The 22,176-nt window shown below is 65.3% G+C and carries 18 protein-coding genes and 3 pseudogenes; 6 read left to right on the top strand and 15 right to left on the bottom strand.

Annotation, left to right across the window (positions count from 1 at the left end; genetic code table 11):
• Positions 1–53: 53 nt before the first annotated feature.
• Positions 54–398, top strand: a complete 345-nt coding sequence (locus OR16_RS26225) for a YgiW/YdeI family stress tolerance OB fold protein (RefSeq protein ID WP_006161344.1) — start codon at positions 54–56, stop codon at positions 396–398.
• A gap of 87 nt (positions 399–485) precedes the next feature.
• Here OR16_RS26225 and OR16_RS26220 read toward each other — a convergent pair whose 3' ends face one another.
• A complete protein-coding gene (locus OR16_RS26220) occupies positions 486–1,481 on the bottom strand; it encodes a Bug family tripartite tricarboxylate transporter substrate binding protein (RefSeq protein ID WP_006161343.1) in 996 nt (331 codons plus the stop codon).
• Positions 1,482–1,854: 373 nt separating this feature from the next.
• Here OR16_RS26220 and OR16_RS26210 point away from each other — a divergent pair, with 373 nt between their 5' ends.
• Positions 1,855–2,739 (top strand): helix-turn-helix domain-containing protein, encoded by an 885-nt coding sequence (locus OR16_RS26210; RefSeq protein WP_006161342.1) that lies wholly within the window; start codon positions 1,855–1,857, stop codon positions 2,737–2,739.
• Between the two features lie 113 nt (positions 2,740–2,852).
• Here the strand turns inward: OR16_RS26210 and OR16_RS26205 are convergent.
• The 14 genes and pseudogenes from OR16_RS26205 to OR16_RS26140 form a co-directional block, all read right to left on the bottom strand.
• Positions 2,853–4,246 (bottom strand): annotated as a pseudogene (locus OR16_RS26205) (sigma 54-interacting transcriptional regulator).
• 38 nt (positions 4,247–4,284) lie between these two features.
• Positions 4,285–6,012 carry a TadG family pilus assembly protein gene (locus OR16_RS26200; RefSeq protein WP_006161340.1) on the bottom strand — a complete coding sequence of 576 codons (1,728 nt, stop codon included), beginning with the start codon at positions 6,010–6,012 and terminating at the stop codon, positions 4,285–4,287.
• Positions 6,009–6,368: a DUF3613 domain-containing protein gene (locus OR16_RS26195; RefSeq protein WP_006161339.1), complete on the bottom strand. Its 360-nt coding sequence runs from the start codon at positions 6,366–6,368 to the stop codon at positions 6,009–6,011. Before OR16_RS26195 ends, OR16_RS26200 begins: the two co-directional genes overlap by 4 nt.
• A gap of 77 nt (positions 6,369–6,445) precedes the next feature.
• Complete coding sequence (locus tag OR16_RS26190; RefSeq protein ID WP_081488889.1) at positions 6,446–7,213, bottom strand: pilus assembly protein TadD; 768 nt, start codon at positions 7,211–7,213, stop codon at positions 6,446–6,448.
• Positions 7,210–8,215 (bottom strand): annotated as a pseudogene (locus OR16_RS26185) (type II secretion system F family protein). Before OR16_RS26185 ends, OR16_RS26190 begins: the two are co-directional and overlap by 4 nt.
• 12 nt (positions 8,216–8,227) lie before the next feature.
• Positions 8,228–9,154 carry a type II secretion system F family protein gene (locus OR16_RS26180; protein WP_006161337.1) on the bottom strand — a complete coding sequence of 309 codons (927 nt, stop codon included), beginning with the start codon at positions 9,152–9,154 and terminating at the stop codon, positions 8,228–8,230.
• Positions 9,147–10,463 (bottom strand): CpaF family protein, encoded by a 1,317-nt coding sequence (locus OR16_RS26175; protein ID WP_006161336.1) that lies wholly within the window; start codon positions 10,461–10,463, stop codon positions 9,147–9,149. The genes OR16_RS26180 and OR16_RS26175 overlap by 8 nt, the downstream gene beginning before the upstream one ends.
• Before the next feature lies 1 nt (position 10,464).
• On the bottom strand, positions 10,465–11,682 hold the full coding sequence (locus OR16_RS26170) for a pilus assembly protein (protein ID WP_043421178.1): 1,218 nt from the start codon (positions 11,680–11,682) through the stop codon (positions 10,465–10,467).
• A gap of 38 nt (positions 11,683–11,720) precedes the next feature.
• Complete coding sequence (locus tag OR16_RS26165) at positions 11,721–13,052, bottom strand: type II and III secretion system protein family protein (RefSeq protein ID WP_006161334.1); 1,332 nt, start codon at positions 13,050–13,052, stop codon at positions 11,721–11,723.
• Positions 13,053–13,175: 123 nt separating this feature from the next.
• The gene (gene cpaB / locus OR16_RS26160) at positions 13,176–14,174 is read right to left on the bottom strand and encodes a Flp pilus assembly protein CpaB (RefSeq protein ID WP_006161333.1); all 999 of its coding nucleotides are present in this window, start codon (positions 14,172–14,174) and stop codon (positions 13,176–13,178) included.
• Between the two features lie 82 nt (positions 14,175–14,256).
• Positions 14,257–14,721, bottom strand: a complete 465-nt coding sequence (locus tag OR16_RS26155; RefSeq protein ID WP_043421169.1) for a TadE/TadG family type IV pilus assembly protein — start codon at positions 14,719–14,721, stop codon at positions 14,257–14,259.
• Between the two features lie 88 nt (positions 14,722–14,809).
• Positions 14,810–15,322 carry a prepilin peptidase gene (locus OR16_RS26150; RefSeq protein ID WP_006161331.1) on the bottom strand — a complete coding sequence of 171 codons (513 nt, stop codon included), beginning with the start codon at positions 15,320–15,322 and terminating at the stop codon, positions 14,810–14,812.
• Positions 15,323–15,511 carry a Flp family type IVb pilin gene (locus OR16_RS26145; protein WP_006161330.1) on the bottom strand — a complete coding sequence of 63 codons (189 nt, stop codon included), beginning with the start codon at positions 15,509–15,511 and terminating at the stop codon, positions 15,323–15,325.
• 339 nt (positions 15,512–15,850) lie between these two features.
• On the bottom strand, positions 15,851–17,017 hold the full coding sequence (locus OR16_RS26140; protein WP_006161329.1) for a collagen-like triple helix repeat-containing protein: 1,167 nt from the start codon (positions 17,015–17,017) through the stop codon (positions 15,851–15,853).
• Positions 17,018–17,712: 695 nt separating this feature from the next.
• On the opposite strand from OR16_RS26140, the pseudogene OR16_RS26135 reads away from it, so the two are divergent.
• From OR16_RS26135 to OR16_RS26120, 4 genes and pseudogenes are all read left to right on the top strand, one after another.
• Positions 17,713–19,204, top strand: a pseudogene (locus tag OR16_RS26135) (collagen-like triple helix repeat-containing protein).
• A gap of 200 nt (positions 19,205–19,404) precedes the next feature.
• The gene (locus OR16_RS26130; RefSeq protein ID WP_100227981.1) at positions 19,405–21,072 is read left to right on the top strand and encodes a ShlB/FhaC/HecB family hemolysin secretion/activation protein; all 1,668 of its coding nucleotides are present in this window, start codon (positions 19,405–19,407) and stop codon (positions 21,070–21,072) included.
• A 135-nt stretch (positions 21,073–21,207) separates the two neighbouring features.
• On the top strand, positions 21,208–21,453 hold the full coding sequence (locus OR16_RS26125) for a hypothetical protein (protein WP_006161325.1): 246 nt from the start codon (positions 21,208–21,210) through the stop codon (positions 21,451–21,453).
• 375 nt (positions 21,454–21,828) lie between these two features.
• Positions 21,829–22,176: TonB-dependent receptor plug domain-containing protein (locus tag OR16_RS26120; protein ID WP_006161324.1), on the top strand; the 348-nt coding region annotated here is incomplete at its 3' end.

Genomic DNA, 22,176 nt, shown 5'->3' with positions numbered 1-22,176 from the left:
CCAGGTTGCCGCCCCCCAGCCGGCATGTTTCAACCAAACCTGAGAGAGAATCCATGAAACGCATCCTGATCGCGGCAGCACTGACGGCTACGGCCGCATTGGCACAAGCGCAGTACGTGGGCCCAACCACGGTTCCGGCGGCCACCGTCAAGGCGTTGACGGAGCAGGGCAAGGATGACCAGCACGCCGTGCTGCGCGGGCAGATCATCAGCAACGTCGGCCATGAGCTTTACCAGTTCGACGACGGCACCGGCCAGATTCGGATCAAGATCGACAAGAAGCTGTGGCCTGCCGGAAAGCCGGTGGACGCAACCACCAAAGTGGAGCTGCTGGGCGAGTATGACAAGGCGCTCTTCGGTGACGCCAAGTTCAAGGTCAAGCAGATCCGCATTCCTTGATGCGCGAGACGTAAGACCGGAGCGCAAAAGCGACGATGCCCGGGGCGCAAGCACCCGGGCATCGTCGCGCCGGTTCCAGGATCCAGGTTATTCCTGGATATTGGCTTCGCTCACGATCTTGCGGTACGCCTCGGTTTCCTTGGCGATAAACCCGCGGAAGGCGACGGCGTCCTTCGCATCGATGTCGACACCCGATTCGGACAGCTTGCTCTTCACGTCCGGCGCGTTGATGGCGCGAGCCAGTGCGTCCGTCAGCTTGTCGGTCACGGCCTTGGGCGTGACCGCCGGCGCGAACAGGCCAAACCACAGGCGCATATCCACATTGGCCAGCGCCTTGTTCTCGGCCAGTGCCGGAATATTGGGCGCGGCATGCGAGCGCGTCGCCGAGGTCACGCCAATGGCCTGCAGCTTGCCCGACTTGATCTGCGGCAGCGCCGTCGACAGCACCAGCACGCCCAGCTCGATCTGGTTGGCCATCAGGTCGGCAATCGCCGGCGCGCCGCCCTTGTACGGCACGTGGGTCATATCGACCTTGCTCGCGCCGCGGATCAACTCACCCGACAGGTGCAGCGGCGTGCCGATGCCCGAGGTGCCGTAGTTGACCGGCTTCTTGCTCTTGGCCAGCGCCAGGAAACCCGCCACGCCCTGGATGCCGGACTGCGCGCCGGACACCAGCACCATGGGCTGCGAACCCACCATGCGCAATGGCACGAGATCCCGTTGGCCGTCGTACTTGATCTTGGGGTTGGTGAGCTTGGCGATCGAGATTTCGCTATTGGAACCCAGCAGCAGCGTATAGCCGTCGGCCGGCGCATTGATGGTCTTGAGCGCGCCGATGGTACCGCTGGCGCCCGGCGCATTGTCCACCACCACCGATACGCCCAGGTCCTGGCCAAGGCGCTGGCTCAGCACGCGCGCCACCAAGTCGTTGCTGCCGCCAGCGGCATAGGGCACGACGATGGTGATGGGCCGGTCCGGATAGCCGGCGGCATGCGCAGGCTGGCTGGCGGCGGCGAGGGCCAGGGTGGCAGTCATGACGGTCGTAACGGCCGCGGACAGCGCCGTGGCGAGGGACTTCTTCATCGGATTCCTTTTCTGGCGCCTGAGGCGCTCGCTTAATGTGGCAGGCGTAATGCGAGAGACTGGCGGATTGCCGTCCTCATGATGCGGATTGCAATATACATGCCATCCAAAAAACTAGCCAAGTCTCGTTTACGAGACTACGGTGGGCATTAATGCCTTCCGTGCGCACCAAAATGGCGTGCTGAATGCACATTAATGCACAAATGGTGACCCGGCCGGTTTGCCTGGCCATCATGGCGACATTGTCTTGACGCGCCAACGCCTTGAACACGGGGATGCCCGGCAGCATTGCATGCCGCCACGATCCTTCTCTCGCCTCCGGCGGCAGCCCATGCTAGGATGGGTCTTGTCTTCTTTTTGAGATTTCCCGAGGATGGACGCTCCGCTCGCTGCCGGCCCACTCGTTGATTTCGTTGAAATCGGCAATCGCCTGCGTGCCTATCGTCTAGGCGCGGGGATGCGCGCAGAAGCCATCGCAGAGCAACTCGGTGTGTCGCGCGCGGCGATCTATCGCATGGAAAAGGGCGACATCGTCAAGATCGAGACGCTTGGCCGGCTCGCCCACTTGCTCGGCACTTCGCTGGCATCGATGCTGGGGGTGGAGTCCGAGTACTACTACTCGGCCGTGGCGTATATCGAACGCATGCGCCAGCTCGAGCACGGCGCGACGCGCATCCTGGCGCATTTCGAACCGATCTCCTACCTGCTCACGTCGCCCGATTACGTCGGCCACCTGCGCCAGATGCTGGCCGAGAGCCCGCAGCCGGCGCCAGCCGCAACCATCGACGCGCTGCTGGACCTGCTGGAGGAGCGCAAGCAGTCGTTCGCGCGCAGCGTGCCGCCCATCACCAGCCTGATCGACCTGCGCTCGCTGGAACGCTTCGTGCATTTTGGGCTGGTGGGACGGCTGGACCTGCCGCCCGCGGTGCGCATGGAGCGCTCGCTGGCTGCCCGGCGCGAGATCGAACGCGTGATCGACCTGCTGGACGCGCAGCCCATCGGCCTGCAGATCGGCATTGTCGACGGCAGCATGCCCAACGTGACCTTCCAGGTCTTCGAGCGGCCCGGCAAGGCCTATGTGGCCACCAGCCCATTTCGTTTTGGCGAATTCCCCAATGTGTCCACGGGCATCGCCACCGTGACCGCGGCGCCTGAGGCGGTACGGCTGTACACCACCATGGTCAATGACCTATGGCAACGCGCCTACAAGGGACGCGATGGCGCCGCGCTGCTGCGGCGCATGTTGAACAGCGTATGAGCGCGAGCAAGATCCGCCATGCGGCCATTTTCATTTGACCCACCGAACCCGTTTCCACTCACCGATATTGCGCCATGACGCTTGAAACCACCCTGCCATGGCACGGGGGCGATTCACGCCGGCTCGGCCTCGTTGTCGGCGATCTGGAACTTGCGCATCTTCTCCCACAGCACCTTGCGGCTGATGCCCAGGCTGGCCGCCGTATCCTGGCGCCGCCAGCTATTGGCATCCAGCGCGGCGACGATGCGGCGGCGCTCCTCCGTCTCGCCACGCCAGTCGGCCGTGCGCTCGCTGCTATCGAACGCACCCGGGCGCAGGCTACGGAAAAAGGGCCGGATCCGCTCCTCGTCCCAATGCCCGGTCTGCTGCACGGTAATGCCGATGCGCTCGGCCAGGTTGCGCAACTGCGCTCGGCCAGGTTGCGCAACTCGCGCACATTCCCCGTGAAGAACGCCGTGCCCACCGCGCCCTTGAGCCAGTCAGGCACGGGCGGCAATGCGTCCAGGCCAGACGCCCCAAGCATCTGCTTCAGGAACGACACCAGCAAAGCCACCTTATCGACGGCGCCCCGCTCCTCCAGGCTGGGCAGCCGCAGCTCGATCACCGCCAGCCGGAAGTACAGGTCCGCACGGAAGCGGCCCTGCGACACGGCCTCGCGCAGATCCTTGTTGGTGGCCGCGACCAGGCGGAAGTCCAGCTTCACCGGCATGGTCGAGCCCAGCCGCGTCAGCGCGCTCTCCTCCAGCACGCGCAGCAGCTTGACCTGCTGGAACAGCGGCAGGTCGCCAATCTCGTCCAGGAACAGCGTGCCGCCATTGGCCTGCTCGAAGAACCCGCGATGCGCGAACATCGCGCCGGTGAACGCGCCCTTGGCATGGCCGAAGAACTGCGACTCGAACAGGCCATCGGGAATCGCCCCGCAATTCACGGCGACGAACGGTCCCTTGCCATAGACGTTGTTGCGCTCGTGGAAGCGCTGCGCGATCCGCTCCTTGCCCGCACCGGTCTCGCCGTACAGCATCACGTTGCTGCCGAAGTCCGCGAAGGTCTCCACCTGCGACAGGAATTGGTGCATGGCGGGCGACTCCGCCACCAGGTCCGCCAACGCATTCGCGGGCTCGGCGGCGGCCAGCAACTGCGGCAGCAGCTTGCCGATCTGGTTGCGCAGGTCCGGCCCCGTGAAATCGTCGGCCAGGATATGCGCATACTCCGCGGGAAAGCGCCCCGGATCGGTCTCGCGCCCCGGCGCCGCCACCCACACCACGGGCATGCCGTGGGCCGCCTCCCAGTCCAGCGCGGTAAACTTCGCCGCGCCGATCACCGAGACGCTGATGACCGCGACGCACGGCTTGAGCCGCGGCTCCGCGGGCAAGGCCTCCAGCGCGCCGGCGCGGATCACGTCCACGCCCAGCGGCGACAGGAACCGCGCCACACGGTCGGCAATGTCGGACTTGCCTTCCCATACATATACTTCAAGGCTCTCGTAAGCCCAGCGATCTGTCTTCATCTGTCTTCCGCCGTATAGCGATTAGCCTGCTGCATGGCTCAGAACACCAGCTCGGCGTTGTTGCAGTCGATTCCTTGCATCCAGATGTCGGCGTAGCCTAGCTGGATGCCTAGGGCGCCTAGGAGGGGGCCAAGCAGGCTGTCCAAAGCAGAGAACAATGGAGTAAGCAGACCGGCTAGCGGCAAATTGACGCTCAGCAAGTCAATCCAGAGTACCTTGACGGCGACAGTCAGGTTCAAGTTACCCACAACATCGACCAGGACACCCGTCAGCGGTTGGGGCGCTCCGACCCGGGTCGTTGTGCCTGGCGCCATGCTCACAATCGAGCTGTTGACGCCGACCGCGCTAGTTCGCGGAGTGCCGCTGGCGATGATACTCACCCCCGTACCGATAAGACTAATCCCGGTATCGACTAGCGTGACGGGGCCGGACGCGCAGCCACTGCCAGAAGCTGCGGCAAGGCAGGCCTTGACCAAGCCTGTGTTCACCCCCAATGTGGCACGGCAATCTGCCTTTGCGGCCGCACACTGAATGCCCTGCAATGAGGCCGTGGCCGCCGCGACTTCGACGTAGAGTGGCAGGCTGATGCCGACGCCCACCAGGCTGGCCACGTCAATTTTGATTGCGGCATCGAGCCGCAACCCCACCTGCGCCGTGTGCGCGGTAGTCTGCCAGACCCCGGGACTCAGCTGGCGCGCCGGCCCCACGGCCATCACGGGTGGCTGCACGACATAGAGCTGGGCGCCGATACTCGTAAGGCCGGGTACGCTAAGAGGAGGCACCTTTACCTGGATCGCCGAGTTGCCATTGGCAACCTGCGCCCCGAGCACCAGCAACTGCGCAACGTTCAGCGCCACGTCAGCCGCCGACGACGCCGCCGGCGCCAGCACGCCCAGGTTCAGCAACTGGCCCAGTCCCACGTTAGCCTTGACCCCGCTCAACCCAAGTTGCGTGGGCGGACTACCCAGCGCCGTGGACAGCAGCGAGTCCTTGCCGGCGGCGCCGAGCACGAGCGCATAGAACTGCTGGATCGACAGCGATGTCTTCAGCAAGTCATCAATGGTGCCGACACCCAGCTTCAGGCGCAGCTGGTCGAGCGTGACATTGGTGTTGAGCAAGCCTTGCCAGTCTAAAACGGACAACTGCACCGACGTCCCCAGCAAACTACTGAGCACACTGCTACCGGTGTTGACGTCCAGCAACCCGCTACCGACCGAGAACGAAGCCACCGGCGGGCTGGCATTGGCAATCGCCTCCGCGCGCAACTGGCGCGACGCGCTGCCGGGAATCACGAACAGGATCGGCACGGTCTGGGTCACAACCACCTGCACCGCGTTTGCCGATAGCTTGGTGGTGTCGTAACCGGCGTTGAAGTGCCGTACGGTGTCGCTGCCAGTGCTGTAAGCCGGATCCCATACGCCCAGGCAGACACGCATGCCATCGGCATCGCTGCTGCCCGCTGCGCTGCAATTGGCGGTCGCCGTGCCGGCGTAGTCATTCTGCGCGCCAGCCGACTGCGTGGCGCTCAGCACATTGGCCGACACGGTGGCGGCGGCCGCGGCTTGCTTGAGCTGCTGCGCGCCCGCCAGTGCGGCCATGTCGGCGACCTTTTGCAACTGGCGCTGCCGGTAGAACACATGGCCGACATCGATCGACACTAGCGATCCGATCGCAACCGTTGCCAGCAGCAAGGCGCCAAGCACGCCGATGGCACCGCGCTGCCCGCGTCGGCGCCCGGCGACGAGATGCGAGCAGCAGCGATTCATCGGCCCGCCACTCCCTGGCCTGCTCCGCCGCCGGCGCCGTTTTTCGATCCCGCCTGGCCCGTATAGAACTCGGGGATCGGATAGGTGAACGTCGCCATGTAGCGCTGGTAGGACAGGGCTGCCTGCTCTCCGTGCAACACCTGCAGCTCGCCGGCCTGGGCGCCACTGCGCTGGATCTCAAGGATGCCGCGGGTACGCGGGCCAACCTCTTGCCGGGCTGGCCGCGCCGAGGGGGACGCCGTGACTTCCGACTGGGCTGCCGCGGGGATGGCGCCCAACCCGAACGCCGCGATCGCGAGTGCCAGCCCGCTGCGGCGGGCGAGGCCACGCACGCTTTTCGTTCCGGTCTGGCTCATGGAAATCTCCTGGGTTGGTGCCGTCGGATCGGGCAACGGGTATTGGGGAACGCGAAGTTGTGCCATTGAACGTGCTCTCATGGCGTGGCCTGGGTGAAGTCCGTCAGGCGTTGATGGCTCGGGCCAGCCGTCCCGGCGGCGGCAAGCCGGGCCGATTGTGGAGCGGCCTGCGGCACGGTCTGCTGCGCGCCGTCGGCAGCGAGCCAGACCGCCGCGTTGCTCACCACGCGCGGGTTCTTGCCATCGAGCTGCAGGGCCTGCATCACCGGCACGCGCGCCTCGGGCAGCGCACCCGTGCGCATCAGCGCGTAGCCCAGGTCGTTGGCCACCTGAGCATTGGTGGGATCGGCACTGGCGGCCAGCCGGAACTCTGTCGCGGCAGCGGCAAAATCGTTCCTGCGGCCGGCGATCAGGCCCAGGCCGTGGTAGGCGCGCGCCTGCGCCGAAGTGCCGGCCAGACTGCGATAAGCCTGCTCGGCCGCAGCGTCCTGGCTGGTCTCGCGCAACGCGTCCGCGCGCATCAGCGTCATCGCGGGCGAGGCGCCGAAGCGCTTCTCGTAGACGTCGATATGCGCGAGCGACGCGAAGTACAGGCCCTCCTCCTGCATCTTGCCGATCAGCCCGAGGTAGACCGATTTGTCGTCGTAGACGGCCCGGTCCTGCTTGTCGCGCAGCTTCGACAACTCCACCTGGGCATCGGCCTGCTCGCTCATGCGGCTGGCCGAGCTGGTACCGCAGCCGGCTAGCACGGCCAGGGCCAATGCCGCTGCCAAGGCAGTAAAGGAGCGCGCGGGCCAAGGCGAACGAGTCGTCTTGCTTCCAGAGCGCTTGTCTTGTTCGTTCATTTCGATCCCCCCGACATATGCGCAAGCATTCTGATCACGCCCAAGAAACCTGGCCCGGCCGTGATGATCAGCAATACGGGCAGCATGGTCACCACCATGACCGCAGTCATCTTCACGGTCAGCTTTCCCACCTGCTCTTTCATGCGCGCCTTGCGCGACTCCTGCAGGCGCAAGCCGAATTGCCGCAGCGGCTCCTGGACAGCGCCGCCAAATCGATCCACCTGGCTAAGCATGGTGATCAGGTTCTTCAGGTCCTCGCTGTCGAACAACTTGCCGATGCGCTGGAGCGTCTGGTCGCGCGACCGGCCCGAGGCGAACTGCTGGTTGGCACGCATCAGCTCAGGGCCAAGCACGCGCAGCATGCCGCCGAACTCGGCCACGATCACCTGCAGGCTCTGATCGATCGACAGCCCCACGCCCTGCAGCAGGCGCAGCATGTCAACCAGCACAGGCAACTCATCCTCCAGGCGCAGCATGCGGCTGCCAGCCCGGCGCTGCAGCGCCCATTTTCGCCAGGAACAATGCCGCGAACGTGGCGAAGGCCCACATCGTTGCGCCCATCAGCGATGTGGGCAAACGCCATGCGAAGACCCCAGCCGCCAGGACCGCCGGCAATGACAAGCGCAGCCCCCCAAATATGGCCCGGGCCCTGTCACCGTAAAAGCCGCACTGCTCAAGCAGGCGCTGTTCTTCAGCCGTCACCACGGCCTTGCCCAAAGGCGACTCTAGCCAACGCTGGTCAAAGCGCTTGCTAAGCTGGCCACCCAGGCGCGCACCAATACGAGCGCCGGCACTCTGGGCCGCAGCAGCGTTGGCGACGCTGGCAGTGGCGGGAGCGTCCGGCACAGCGGCAGAGGCGGCCGCCTGCCGCGAGAGCGCAGCGTCGATGGTCCGCTCGGCGCGGTGACGTTGCCGCCATTGCCCCACCAGCGGCACGGCCAAGGCGGCTAGCCCGATGGCCGCCGCGCATAGGCTCAGCGAGATCAAGGTAGTGCTATCCATGGTCTCTCGTTCCTATACCGACTTGGCCAGGCGATAGAGCATGGCCGCCCCCATCACTTCCAGCAGCACGGCAACCAGCAATAGTGTCTTGCCGGCCGGGTCGCGCCACATCATCATGATGTAGGCGGCATTCATCACAAACATGGTCCCTGCCACCACCATCGGCAGCAGGCCGAGCACCCAGGCCGACAACCGCGTCTCGGACGACAGCGCATGGAGTTCCTGTTGCGCTTGCTCGCGGTCTCGCATGAAGGCCGCGGTACGCTCCATGACAATGTCGGCGCGACCGCCGTAGCGCACCGCGAGACGTAGCACGGAAGACAGCAGCATCAGTTCGTCGACCTGGTACATGCGCGCGACATGCAAGACCGCTTGATCCAGCTCCTTGCCTGCGCGCTGCAAATGGATCGCCTGTACCAGGCAGTGGCGCAATGGCGCCTCGGTATTGCCGATGGCAGCCTGAAAGGCCGAAGGCACGCTGCTGCCGATGCTCATCATCCGGACCACCGCGTCGAGAAACGACGGCAACTGCCGGCGAAGTCTCTGCCCGGTACGCCGGGCCCGGTTCCAGAGCATGAAATAGAGGATCACCAGCCCGGTTGACAGGGCGGCCAATGCCGCCAGCCATCCGCCCATGGCAACGCCCACGAGCCCTAAGCAGATGATGGAGCCTCCCCACAGCGCATAGGTGCGCCGCGTCGGCACCAGGTCCGCCCGGCGCAGGAAATCCGCCCACTTGCGCCGCAGGTCGTGCTGCCTCTTGCCGGCTTGCGGCTCCGGCGCAGTCGTATAGCGTGCCTTGACCTGCTCCGTCTGCGCTTGCAGGAACGCACGCGCGCCTTCCTCCTGGGCACGCGCCTTGGCGCTGGCCAGCAGCAGCAGGCCGAGTCCCAGCAGAACGAGAGCGGCGGCCGCGACGACCAGCGCAGCGCTAGACATCGAAGCGGTCGTCCAGGCCAAAATTGGTCGGGCGCATGCGCGCCAGCTTGGGCGAATGCGGCAAGATGCCAAGCGAGAGCCAGCGGTCTACCTCGTTGCCGTCGGGGCCGACGAAAGGCTCATGGCGGAACAGCTCCTGGGTCGAGATGATGTTGTCGCCAAGGCCGGTGACTTCCGTGATCGAGAGGATGCGGCGCTTGCCGTTGGAGAGCCGGCCGATCTGCACGATAAAGTCGATGGCATTGGCAATCTGCCGGCGCAGGCTGGCCTCGCTGCCCTGGAAGCCGGCAAAGCCGGCCAGCATCTCCAGGCGGTACAGGCACTCGCGCGGGCTGCTCGCGTGAATGGTGCCCATGGAGCCGTCGTGGCCCGTGCTCATGGCCTGCAGCATCTCCAGCACCTCGCCGCCGCGCACCTCGCCCACGATGATGCGGTCGGGCCGCATCCGCAGGCTGTTGCGCAGCAGGTCGCGGATCGACACCACGCCAGTGCCTTCGAAGCCGCCAGGGCGGCTCTCCAGCCGCACCACGTGCGGATGGTTGAGCGCCAGCTCCGCCGTGTCCTCGATGGTGATCACACGCTCGCCGTCGGGCACATAGGTGGCCAGCGCATTGAGCAGCGACGTCTTGCCCGAGCTGGTGCCGCCGCTGACGAGGATATTGCAGCGGGCCTTGACGGCAGCCTCGAGCAGTTCGTTGACCTCGGCGCTCATGGTGCCCAGGCCTTGCAGGTCCGCGGGCGTCAGCGGGTCCTTGCGGAACTTGCGGATCGACACCACCGGGCCGGCCAGCGCCAGCGGCGGAATCACCACGTTGATGCGGCCGCCATCCGGCAAGCGCGCGTCGACCATGGGATTGGACTCATCCAGACGCCGCCCGATCGGCGCCAGGATGCGGCGCACGATGCGCAGCAGATGCCCGCTATCGGCAAAGCGCACGGGAATGCGCTCCAGCACGCCGTGCCGGGATACATAGACGTCCAGGTGCCCGTTGACCAGGATGTCTTCCACCGCCGGGTCGTTGAGCAGGTCCTCGATCGGGCCGAAGCCCGCCAGCTCCTTGGTCAGCGCCTCGGCAATCTGATGCAGCTCGGCCTCGTTGATGGGAATGCGGCGCAGCCGCGTGAAGCTCTCCAGCTCCAGGTCGACAAAGCGGTTGATCGCGGTGCGCGACCAGCGGCCAAACTCCGCGCCCAGCTCCTCGATGCGAGTGAGCAGGTGCTCATGAGCCGCCTCCTTGATGTTCTGGAATTCCTGCGAAGCAGGAAAGGGCGCGGCGGAGTTATCGGAGAATTCGATGGCTTGCGACATGTCAGTTCCCAGCCCGCTCAGTGCGTATCACGCGCATGGCGCGTAGCGCTTCGGGCAGTTTTTCTTTTACCCGGCCCAGCAAGCCAGCTTCGCTTGCAGTGCCGGCACGGTATCCCAGCCGATCCACCAACTGGCCAATGGCACGGACATAGGGATCGGCGGGGCTGTCATCGGCCAGCACCACGCCACGATTGAGCGCCAGCACCAGCGGCTCGCGCCGGTCGGGCAAGGTGCCGACCGAGGGAGCCTCCAGGCGCTGCGCGATCTGCTGGGCATCCACGCCCAGGCGCGCCTCGAAACGCGAAACCAGCAGGTGCAGGTCCTCGCGCTCCACCTCGCGCTTCTTCAACTCCTGGAGCAATTCCGCCGCCGAGACGATGGCGCCCACGCTCTGGTCCACCACCACCACCACCATATCGGCGGCCTTCACCAGGTGCGCCATGAAGTCGACGTTGCTAAAGCCGCCCAGGTCCACCACCTGCAGGTCAAAAAAAGCACGCAGGCGATTCAGCAGCCCCAGCGCCTCCATGAACGAGATATCCCGCATCTCCGCCAGGGTGGCCGGCAGCGGCAACACGGCCACGCCATTGCCGTGGCGCGCCAGCGCGGTCTGCACGAAGACCTGGTCGAAACGCCGCAGGTTGCGCACGCCTTCGACAAAATGAAATCCGGGACTGATATTCATGTACAGCGAGCCGTCGCGCGCCGGCAATCCCAGGTCCATCAACAGCACCTCGCCATGGCTGCGCTTGCGCACCGCAGCCGCGAGGTTGGTCGCCAGCGTTGTCGCGCCTACGCCCACGCGCGCGCCAAGCACCGCCACGACCTTGCCCCGGCGTGCCGGCTCCGCCTGGCCGCGCACCGCCAGCAGCCTGCGCACGATCTCGATCGCGCCGGCCGGCGGCGCGGTCATGTCGATGAAGTCTTTGGCGCCTGCCCGCAGCGCGGCCAGCATGATGTCCGGCTCCCCCGCATTGCCCACCGCCACCAGCGGCAGCCCCGGGTACAGCTTCGTCACCTGCTCGGCCAATCGGCTCGACGCCAGCGCCTGTTCACGCGAAAAATGCAGGAAGACCATGCCGGGATTGACCGTGGCGATCTGCTCGACAAAAGCATCTTGCGGGCCGGCCTCGACGACCAGCCGGCCCAGGTTGCCGAGCGCGTCAGCCAGCCATTGGCGCGGCACCTGCTGTGCGGTGTTGAACAGGAAGAAGTCCATCTGGCCCGGCCTTGCGCCGTCGTCCTGCATGCCCAATGTCATTTTGAGAACCCTGGCAGCGTCGGATCGACGTATTCGCCCAACATGTACCTGCCCCACACATTGGGATTGCCGCTAGTGCGCCCATCCTCGCTGACCGCAGCCACGGCCGCGGCGCCCTTGGCGAGCGGGCGCACCAGGCGCGGCGTAACCACGATCATCAGTTCGCGGTCTTCCTGGTTGAAATTCAGGTTGCGAAAGAAGGTGCCGATGATCGGCAGGTCGCCGAGGAAGGGCACCTTGTTGACATTGCTGACCGTGGTGCGGCTGACCAGCCCGCCAATCACGAAGCTCTCGCCATCGCCGAGCTCCACCGTGGTATCGGCGCGGCGGGTGACGATGGCAGGCACCATGGCACCGTTGATCGATACCCCGCGCGACGGATCAAGATCACTGGCTTCCGGCGCAACCTTCAGGGCGATGCGGTCCTTGGATAGCACGGTCGGCGTCACCGTCAAGCCAATGCCGAAGGGCTTGAACTGGATGGTGGTCGTGCCGAGTGCCTGCGGCACCGGGATCGGGATCTCCCCGCCGGCGAGGAAGCTCGCGCTCTGCCCCGACAACGCCACCAGGCTCGGCTCGGCCAGTACCCGCGCCATGCCGTTGCTCTCCAGAATGCTCAGGTTGGCGAAGATCCCGTGCGAAAGCGACGCCGCGACAAGATTGAAGGCGCTGCTCATCGGCGAGCTGATATCGGTGCTGAGCGAGCCTTGGCCACCTCCGGTTCCTGGCGTGAAGGTAACCTTGTTCAACGCCGAGGGCGAAAAGGTACCGAAGGCGAAGCCGCCGCTGTTCCTGAAGAAATTGAACCCCACCTCCTTGAGTACGGTCTTGCTGACCTCGACCACCTTGACGTCGACCTGTACCGTGCTGCTGACGGGAATCGTGGAGCGATCGATCACCACGCCGCCCTTGCCCTCGGCCGTGGCAGTGGCTGCGCGCGCCACCAGTTGCGCGCGCAGCGATGCCTGCGCATCGCGCGCCTCGCCGCTGATCAGCGCGCCCCCGCCCGATACCGCCACGTCGGGGCCGCCAGGCTCGCCTCGCGTCGCATCCACCTGCACCCGGTAGGTTCGCGCGGCTTCGCCACGTGGCCACACCATCAACTCGGTAGCACCGGGCTTCTTGGCCACCACCAGCACGCCGTTGGCACCCGAGCGGCTCTTTAGCAGCAACGCATCCGCTACTGCCGGATTGCCGATCGCCACGCGTTCAAGTGGCTTGTTCAGACGTAGCTCATGCTGGCTACCCACCACCAGCGTCAAGTCACGCACGCCACCATCGGCCTGCTGTGCCCACGCCGCGGGGATGGAGCAGCAGACGGCCAGCATGGCGATGGCCCTGGCAAGAATTTCATCAATCGACTATCCAGAAGTAACACTGAAAACACCAATCCAAGAGCAATCCGGCGGGCCTGCACGAGGCGTGCATCGACTGCGGCGGCGTGCCTTGCTTCATTCGATCTCGCGCTTGCCGCCGCGGATCATCTCAACACTGTTTTGCGCGACGCTGCTCGCGCTCACGCCATGTGCGCGCTGCGCGATGGCCGCGGGTGCCTGGACGGGCGATAGGGCTGCCTTGACAGCAAGCGCATCACGCCGGGCACCGCCCGCGATCCCGGCCAGTGCGACACCTGCCATTGCGCGATCGGATGGCGCCAGCGTCGCGGTCAGGGCCCCGCCTTTTAGCGTCGCGGTCAGGGCCCCGCCTTTTGCCGGCACCTTCGCCTGCAACACCGGTGCGGGATCGTCGAACAATCCTTCGGTGGGAACATCCGGATCCTCGGGGTTGCGCAGGGCCAGCAACAGGCGCCCGGTTTGCTGTGCGATCGCCAGCTTGCCGACGTTGGCCACGGGCACTGCCAGCACGGCGGTCTTTGCCCCTTCGCGGCGCGCCATCATTTGCTCGGGCGCAGGCTTGGCGGTTTCGTTCACGGTCCCTGCGCCATAGGCCAGCACGCGCAGGCGTGCCAGCAGCATGCGTGCCTGGCTGCCTTCGATCTCCTGGCCATCGCGGCGGAACACCGCGAACACATCGACAAAATCGCCCGGCTGCACCTGGTTGCCAACGCCGATCACTTCATCCACCGCGACCGCTACCGCGCGCTCGCCCTCCTTCACCTGCGTGGCAAGACCCGCCAGCAACTGGCTTTCGAGTACCGGCACGTTTGCACCGATGCCAATTACCGGCACCTGCCCTGCCACGCGGGCCACCTCGGTGTAGGCCCCCGCCGGATTGATGGGCAATTGTTCCACCTTGAGCGCATCGACGGGGACTGGCTTGCCGGCCTCGATCGGCTTCACTGTGACCACCACCGGATACAACTGCGTGCTTCCTGCCACGGGCTCTGCTGGTTTGGCCGGCGCGCGCGCCACGCGCCAAGCGAGCAACGCCAGCAACGCGGCAAGTACGAGCAGCGCGATGGCAAGCACGCGGATCTGTTTGCTGGTCATGCTAAATCTCTCGTTTGGATGAATGGAATCTGGCTTAGGCACATGTCGACAAACGGCGTCCGCTCGTGGCGTGGGCAGATCCTCATGTGTCAGGTGCCAGTTGCACCGTCGCGCTGCCAGTCAGCGTGGTGGGAATAGGTACCCCAGGTATGACTGGCAAGATCGCGCTCGAGGGAAGGTTCAGCGTCACCGTCACGCATACCGAGCCGCTCGGATTTGCGCAGGAGACCACTTGCGCAATGTTGGCGGTGGCAATGACGCTGCTGATCGAGGCTGGCAGCACAGCCAGTGCCGTCGTGGAAGCCGCACTCACCCGCAAGGCCTGCGTGGCTGCCGCGTTGTTGGCGGATGCCCCGCTGGGGTAACGCAGGGCTGCACGGGCGCCTTCTTCCGCGGCAAGCGTCAGTGTCTGCTGCAGGGCCAGCACGATACCGAAATAGACAATGCCAATCACGACAGCCAGAAGAACCGGCAGCACGATGGCAAACTCAAGTGCAGCCGTTCCGGACGAGCGCGTCCGCACGGCGTGGTTTCCCCGCAATGACATACTTCACCCGGTTATCTTTTACTTTTTTGCGCCGACCGGTGGCGCGGACGCCAGGCGATTGGCTATCAGCCCCTCGCCCGCGCGGCAGCTACCTTCCCAAAACCATCCAGACCAACAAGCCGATCGCAAGGTACGCAGCGTACGGAATACCGCGCTCCTCCGCGGTAAGGCGCGCCGCGCCAGGGACACGCATGCCGCCTCCTCGCTGCAGCAAGCCTGCGAAATGGTCCCGCCATACAGCCCAGACCGCGCCAGCTTGCATGCGCACCAGCAAGGCATGCGCAAGCGCCAGCAGGCTGCCGACGACCCATACCGTCACCAGCCCCATGGGGCCAGTGAACAAGCCTGTTACAGCGAAGAACTTGATGTCGCCCGCGCCCATGCGGCCGAGTGCATAAACCGGCAACATGACCAGCAAGCCCACCAGAAAGCCGAGCAGCCGAGAGCCCAGCCCAGGCTCGGGCTCAGGAGCCGGCCCGAACGCAAGCGCCAAGCTGATTGCCACGATCGTGGCAATCAGCACGGCATTTGGTACTTTGCGGTAAGCGAAATCGGTCCAGATGATTGCCGCGCAGAATAACGCAGCAATTGGGGCTAACACTTAGCTACTGGATGCAGGAAGAATGGCCGTAACCTTGCTGCTCAAGCGAGTGAACAGGGCACTGACGTCGGTGCCTAGTTGAGTGACCGTGGTGATAAGGGCCAGGGCAATGAGTCCTGCAATCAACCCGTACTCGATTGCGGTTGCCCCTTGTTCGTCCCGAAGAAAACGTGCCAAAGCGTTTTTCATGATGTCACTCCGATTTTAATTTATGTCATCACACAGCGTCCGCTTACCCCTCCGATACCGCCCCGCTCTTGTGGCCAGGCTAGTACCGAGCAGTAACGCTGGTGAACAATTTATAGATCAAAGCCATGTATCAACCATACCCCCCCTTGGAGTTATAGTTGTCTCAGCATAATGGCTGACATCCGTTTGAAAACAGTGTTTTTTTAAAGAGCAAAAGTTCTACTCGCGTCAAATACCACACCCGTTCGGGTGAGCCATGTGGCGCGGTGTGATGTAAAAGGATGCGCAGCCGCGGGGTAAGGACGACTGCGCACCGTAAAGACTTATTCAGATCACAACTCAGTGAGCCAGGCCACCGAGCAAGTTGCTCAGCCCCGGTGTGTTCGACGTAGTCGAAGTCGCGCCCGCGGCAGCGTTGCGCGCGCCGCTCAACACGCCCGTCACGGGTGCCAGCAAACCGGTCAAGGGCCCCAGCGCGCCCGCGGTGCCAGTGCCCGCGGAAGCGCCGCCCGTCACGCCTGCAAGCAGGCCGGTCACAGGCGCCAACGCGCCTGCCGCGCCGGCGCCCGTGCCTGAGCTGGCGCCGCCCCCGATGCCGCCCAGAGGCAGGTTGCCGAGCAGCCCGCCAAGTGGGTTGCCGCCGCCCGCGGTGCCGTGCACCAGTCCACCGGCAACGGCAACGGTCTTGCCGGCTTCAGTCACCACGCCGCCGAGGCTGGAGACCACGGGGGCGTGGGAATTGGTCAGCAGGCTGCCGCCGCTGGCCACCGAGTTGCCAAGCGTGGCCAGCAGGTTGTCCAGCGGCGCGCCAAGGCCGGTGGCCCCGCCAACCGTTTGCGTCACCGAAGTGACCTGCGTGGTCAACGGCACGATCACCTTGCTCAGGCTGCCGGTCACTTGCGCCACGGGGCCGGTCGAAAGCGCCTCGCCGAGTTTGCCGCCAGCCATCGTCACCGCACCGCCAACCTGATTGACCAAGCCGCCTACGGGCGTGGTCAGCGCACCCAGCGGCGCCAGTGGCCCGGTGCCGATGCTGCTCACGAGATCGCCTGCGCTCGAGACCGTGACCCCGGCCTTCTGCACCACGTTGCCGGTGCTCGCCACGGTGATGCCAAGCGGATCGGTGACCGCACCCATATTGCCAAGGCCGTCGCGCACACCTGCGCCGAGCGCGCCCACCGTGTCGCCCGCGTTTACCACTACACCGCCGAGCGCGTTACGCGTAGCGTCCGGAAGCAGCGGCACTTGTGCAGCCTGGATCTGCTTGCCGATATCGCTCACCGCATTGCCCGCTGCCATCACCGTGTTGCCGGCACCTTCGGTGACCTTGGCCGTGGGCGTGGTGTCGGGCGTTGCAGCCGGCGCGGGCGGATTGTTTGGCGGTGGCGTGACACCGCTGGGGCTCACGCCGCTGCCGGATCCGCCGGAGGAGCAGCCAGCCAGCAGCAACAGTGCGGCCGCACAAGCGAGGGTCATGGATGACATCGTGGCGAAATGCGCTTTCATGGGATCTCCTGGTCTTCCTCGCGGAAGGTTCTCCTTTGGAACTGCAATCGAATTGGCTCTTGGACGATGCTTGCGAAGCCTTGAGCGCGAAAACCCGGTACGACCAAGGCCGTGGCTCCGCGCCGCGCTGTGCGCCGCGCTTGTCGGGAATCAATACCGCAAGCTGCGTGCCACCCGCATCGCACACGCTACGCAATGCAGGAAATCAACCCGGGCACCGCCGCGCAAACCCTTGTTTGACGCGGCATGGCGACCCCTGGGCCAGGCGCGCGTTGCGTGGCGCGACAAGGCGGCCCCGTGCCGCGCGGCGTGTTACGTGCTACGTAACGTGTTCCCCCCGCGATGTTCCCGACGCACCAGCACGCGCTGCCGTGCGCCCACGCGTTGCCATCAGGCTTGGCGTGCGCCGCTGCACGCTGTTCAAGTCCGCGTTGTTCCGCCTGAGCGCCAGGACGTTACGTAACGCGTAACACCGAAACACCGCACACCGCGCCCATGTCTGGTCCTTTCCCGGCCATGTCTCATCCTCTTCAAACCCATGCGTGGCAAGGCTTGGCGCGCTTTTATCCGGTGCTCCGGCGCGGGCCGGCGGCGTGCGGGCACGCACTGGCACACCCTTTGCGCAATGTAGTGACACCACGGCAAGCGCCACGCGCACCGTGATTTCACGACGGGAAGAAAAAGAGGAAAAGGTCATGCGTACTCAACAGATCATCATCACGGCACTGCTCGGCTCGCTGTTGGCACTCGGCGGCTGCGCCAGCGGTGGCGGCACAACGTCAATGGATACCGGCAGCGGCGCGGGCAGCAGCAATGGCGGAGGTACCAGTGCCGGTACCGCCGGCAGCGGTACCGGCGGCGGCACCAACGCAAGCACGGGTGGCGGCACCAACGGCGGCAATTCCGGTGGCAACAATGGTGGGAATAACGGTGGGAATAACGGCGGCAATAACGGTGGTGGCAGCACGGCCGCGCTGACGCCGACCAGCCAGATCGTCAATCAGGCCGGTGGCTTGGCTGCAGGCCGGTGGCTTGGTGACCTCGACCGGCAATGCCGTGAGCGACCTCGGCACGCAAATCAAGAACAGCAACCTGCCGATTCTCTCGACCCAGTCCAAGGATGGCCTGGGCGGCGTGGTCGGCTCGCTCGGCGCCGCGGTCAGCACCCTGGGCAACGGCGTGCAAGACGGCCTGGGCAACATCCCCAATGCCACCAACCCGCTCGGCACCACAGTGGCAAGCACCGGTGGCGTGGTCAGCCAGGTGGGCAATGCCGTGACCAACGCCGGCGCGCTCGTCAGCGGCCTGGGCAGCGGTCCGCTGTCGCCGCTGGCAGCAGTCACCACGCCGGTGGGCTCCCTGGTTTCGCAAGTCGGCGCCGCGGTCAATGGCGCGGGCACGCAACTCGGCACGGCGCTCTCGACCGGCCCCGTGGAGCAGCTCACTGGTGGCGTCAGCAAGCTCATCGTGCCGCTCACCTCGCAACTCACCAGCACCACGCAGACGCTGGGCGCTGCAAGCGGCCTGGGTGCACCGGTCAACAACCTGCTGGCGACGCTTGGCGGCGGCCTGGCCACGGCGGGCAACACGATCAAGCAAACCAACACGCCGGTGGTGTCGGGCGTGGGCGGCATCGTCGCCGGCGCGGGCGGCACGGTGGCCGCGCTTGGCGGCGTGGTCTACAACCCGAGCGGCACGGGTAGCGGCAACCCGCTGGCACCGGTCACGAGCCTGCTGGGCGGCCTCACTGGTGGCCTGACGGGTGGCAGCGCCAGCGGCCCGCTCGCGCCAGTTACCAGCCTGGTCAGCGGCCTGACGGGCGGACTCACCGGCGGCCTGGGCAGCGGCAGCGCAAGCAGCCCGCTCGCGCCGGTCACCAGCCTGGTCAGCGGCCTGACCGGTGGACTCACCGGCGGCCTGGGCAGCGGCAGCGCAAGCGGCCCGCTCGCCCCGGTCACTGGCCTGGTCAGCAGCGTAGTGAGCACGGTCGCCGGCGCGGCTGGCGGCGCCAGCGGCGGTGCCACGGGTGGCGGCGCAGGCAATGCGCTCGCACCGGTGACCGGCATCGTCGCGGGCATCACCGGCGGCAATGGCGCCAGCAACGGCAGCGGCTCGGGCAACAACGCGCTGGCACCGGTTACCGGCCTCGTTGGCAGCCTGCTGGGCGGCCTCGGCGGCAAGCGCTGAGCATTGCCAAGGAATACATGCTTCGCGCCTGATGCGCCGGCATGTAAGAATTAAAAAAAAGGGGCGCGCGATCAACGCGCTCCTTTTAAAAGAGAACGCGATCGGCCACGCAGTACCGCCAAGGGTAGCGGCACCCCTGGCGTCATTGGCACAGCGCGTTAAAGCCGCATGCTGATTTTTACGGATCCTGGGGTATGACCATGACGCACACACGCCTGCGTGTTGCCACGCTGCTGCTCGGCATCAGCGCCTGCAACAGTGTCCTTGCGGAGCCACGCAGCCCGATCCTGGGCGATCCCACGCAAACGTTGCCTAGCATCGCGCCCGCGCGTCCGCCCGAGAGCAATGTCACCGTGCAGGTCGAACGGCCGGACTCCGCGCTGCAGAACCTGCTCTCCAGCAAGCTCACGCCACAGCGCTTCCAGATCGAAGGCGTGAAGGCGATTCCATTCGCGGAGATCGCGGCCAGGTTCGCACCGCTGGCCGGCAAGGAGATCACGGTAGGCCAGCTGCTGGAGGTGGCGAATGAAGTCACCCAGATGTACCAGCAACGCGGCTACCCGCTGTCCTTCGCCTTTGTCCCGGCGCAAAGTTTCGACAACGGCAATGTGCTGGTCACCGTGGTGGAAGGCCATGTCTCCACCATCACGATCCGCGGCGAAGCGGGACCGGCCGAAGGCCGCCTGCGCGCCATTGCCGAGCAGTTGATGCAGGACCAGCCGCTGCGCCGCGAGACCTTCGAGCATTACGTCAACGTGCTGGCGTTGCAGCCCGGCATGCAAGTGGCCGCTACCGTGCAGCCGCCGCAAACCACGGACGGCGCCTGCGAGCTGGTGCTCGAGGTCAAGCGCAAGCCCTTTACGTTTGGCATGGGCCTGGATTACAAATCTCCAAGCGTGCGTGGCATCTTCACCGCCACCACCAACAGCCTGACGCCACTGGGAGAACAGATATCGGTCTCCGCGCTGGCGCCCCGGGGCCCGGACCATGAGGAGTACTACGTCGCCAGCTACGGACAGCCGATCGGCACAGAGGGCATGATGGCCCGCCTGAGCGCCTCGCATTACCGTGGCGTGCCGCAGAACGGCACGCTGGCGCAGATCGGCTTCGACACGCGCTATGTGAACGACACCAAGCGCCTTGGCGGCACGCTCAGCTATCCGGTAATCCTCAACAACGCGCACTCGCTCACGGCTACCGGCGGCCTCTATGCCAACGACCAGTTCGAGCGCTACACGCAGTCGGGCACGGGCAGCCAGATCGCGCTGACCACGCACGTGCGCGTGCTCAGCGCGGAACTCGCCTACGTGCAGCGGCAGGAGGGCCAGACCCGCAGTGCCACGCTTGGCGTCTACAAAGGCATGAACGCACTGGGCGCTAGCCGCGAGAACAACGTCAACGACCTGGACTTCGTGCGCGGCCGGCTGGTGGCGTCGCAGGCCACCGACCTGCCATGGGGCTTTGGCGTGGCGGTGTCCGCCGCGGGCCAGTACAGCGGTCAGCGCCTGGCGTCGAGCGAGCAGATCAGCTTTGGCGGACGCTTCTTCGGCCTCGGCTATCCGGCGGGCGAGGTGGCGGGCGACAAGGGCTGGGGCGCGTCGGCGGAGATCAACCGCCTCGTCACGCCTGGCCTGACCTACCTGAAGACCGTGCAGCCCTACGTGCTGACGGATATGGCGCGCGTGTACTCGAACAGCTTGTCGCTGGTGCACCGTACGCTGCAGTCGGTGGCCATCGGCCTGCGCTTCTCGGACCGGCGCTACTACACGCTGGATGTCTCGGTGGCGCAGCCGGTTGGCGACAAGCCGACCAATGCCTCGCGCCGGTCGCCGCGTTTGAACGCGACTTACTCTTATCAGTTCGAATAGGTAGCGTATGGAAAACTGAGGCGAAGCGCATTTGCGAAATCTCCGATGCGCTTTGCAGATTCTTCCGAAATCTGGTGGCTCCAATGCAAATGCTGCTTATTAGCACTACAGATCCTGTGCAGCAGCTGGAGAATCATGCAAAGCGCACTCGTCACCAGGACCAACAAGAAGCACAGCGCCATCCCCCGCCTCACAGGCGCCGTTGGCGTGGCCATCGCGGCCGCGCCAACGGCGGCCCAGGCCGCGGGGAACACCACGGTTGCCGCGGTGGGACTCCCGGCCGTGACGGTCAGCGGCTCGGCCCCGAGCCAGTTCAAGGCTGACAGCACCTCCTCGATCAAGACGCCGGACGCACTGCTGGACACAGATCCATCACCGTGATTCCGCACGCCCTACAACAACCCGAACTTCGTCCCGCGCGTCAACGGCCACGCCTTCCCCAACACGAACCTGGCCGACAAGGTCTATTACAACCAGGCCTACAGGTCTATTACAACCAGGCCTACCCGGCGCACTACGCATCGATCGCGCCCGGACGCGCCGCCATCTTCAACGTAAACCTGCGCTATTGAGCCGCCGTTGGCATTCGCCGTGGCACGCCTGATCTGCGCGTGCCACGGCATGCATTCCCGTACTGCTAATTCAAGATGTATCGTTTTCGCTACATTCGTTATGGATGTATGCCTTGACTGACATATTGAATACAAATGATAATCCATCTCATTCGCAACATCATTCAAGCAATCGGGGGAATTCGTGCAGACCGCTTTTGTCGTCCGGAAGAACAAGAAACATAACGTCATCCCGCGCCTCTCCGGCGCCGTCGGCATGGCGGTCGCAGCCGCGCCGGTAGCGGCCCAATCGGCCGGCACCACCGTTGCCGCGGTGGAATTGCCCGCGGTCACCGTCAGTGGCGCCAACGAAAGCGGCTTCAAGGCCGACACGGCTTCGTCGATCAAGACGCCTGCCGCCCTGCTCGATACGCCCAAATCCATCACCATCATTCCGCAGGAAGTGATTCAGAGCACCGGCTCGACCAGCCTGAGTGATGTGCTTCGTACGGTACCCGGCATCTCCTTCGGCGCCGGCGAAGGCGGCAACCCG

Source organism: Cupriavidus basilensis OR16, assembly GCF_000243095.1.
In the GTDB taxonomy this organism is placed as follows: domain Bacteria; phylum Pseudomonadota; class Gammaproteobacteria; order Burkholderiales; family Burkholderiaceae; genus Cupriavidus; species Cupriavidus basilensis_D.
This window is presented reverse-complemented; position numbering and strand designations above follow the sequence as displayed.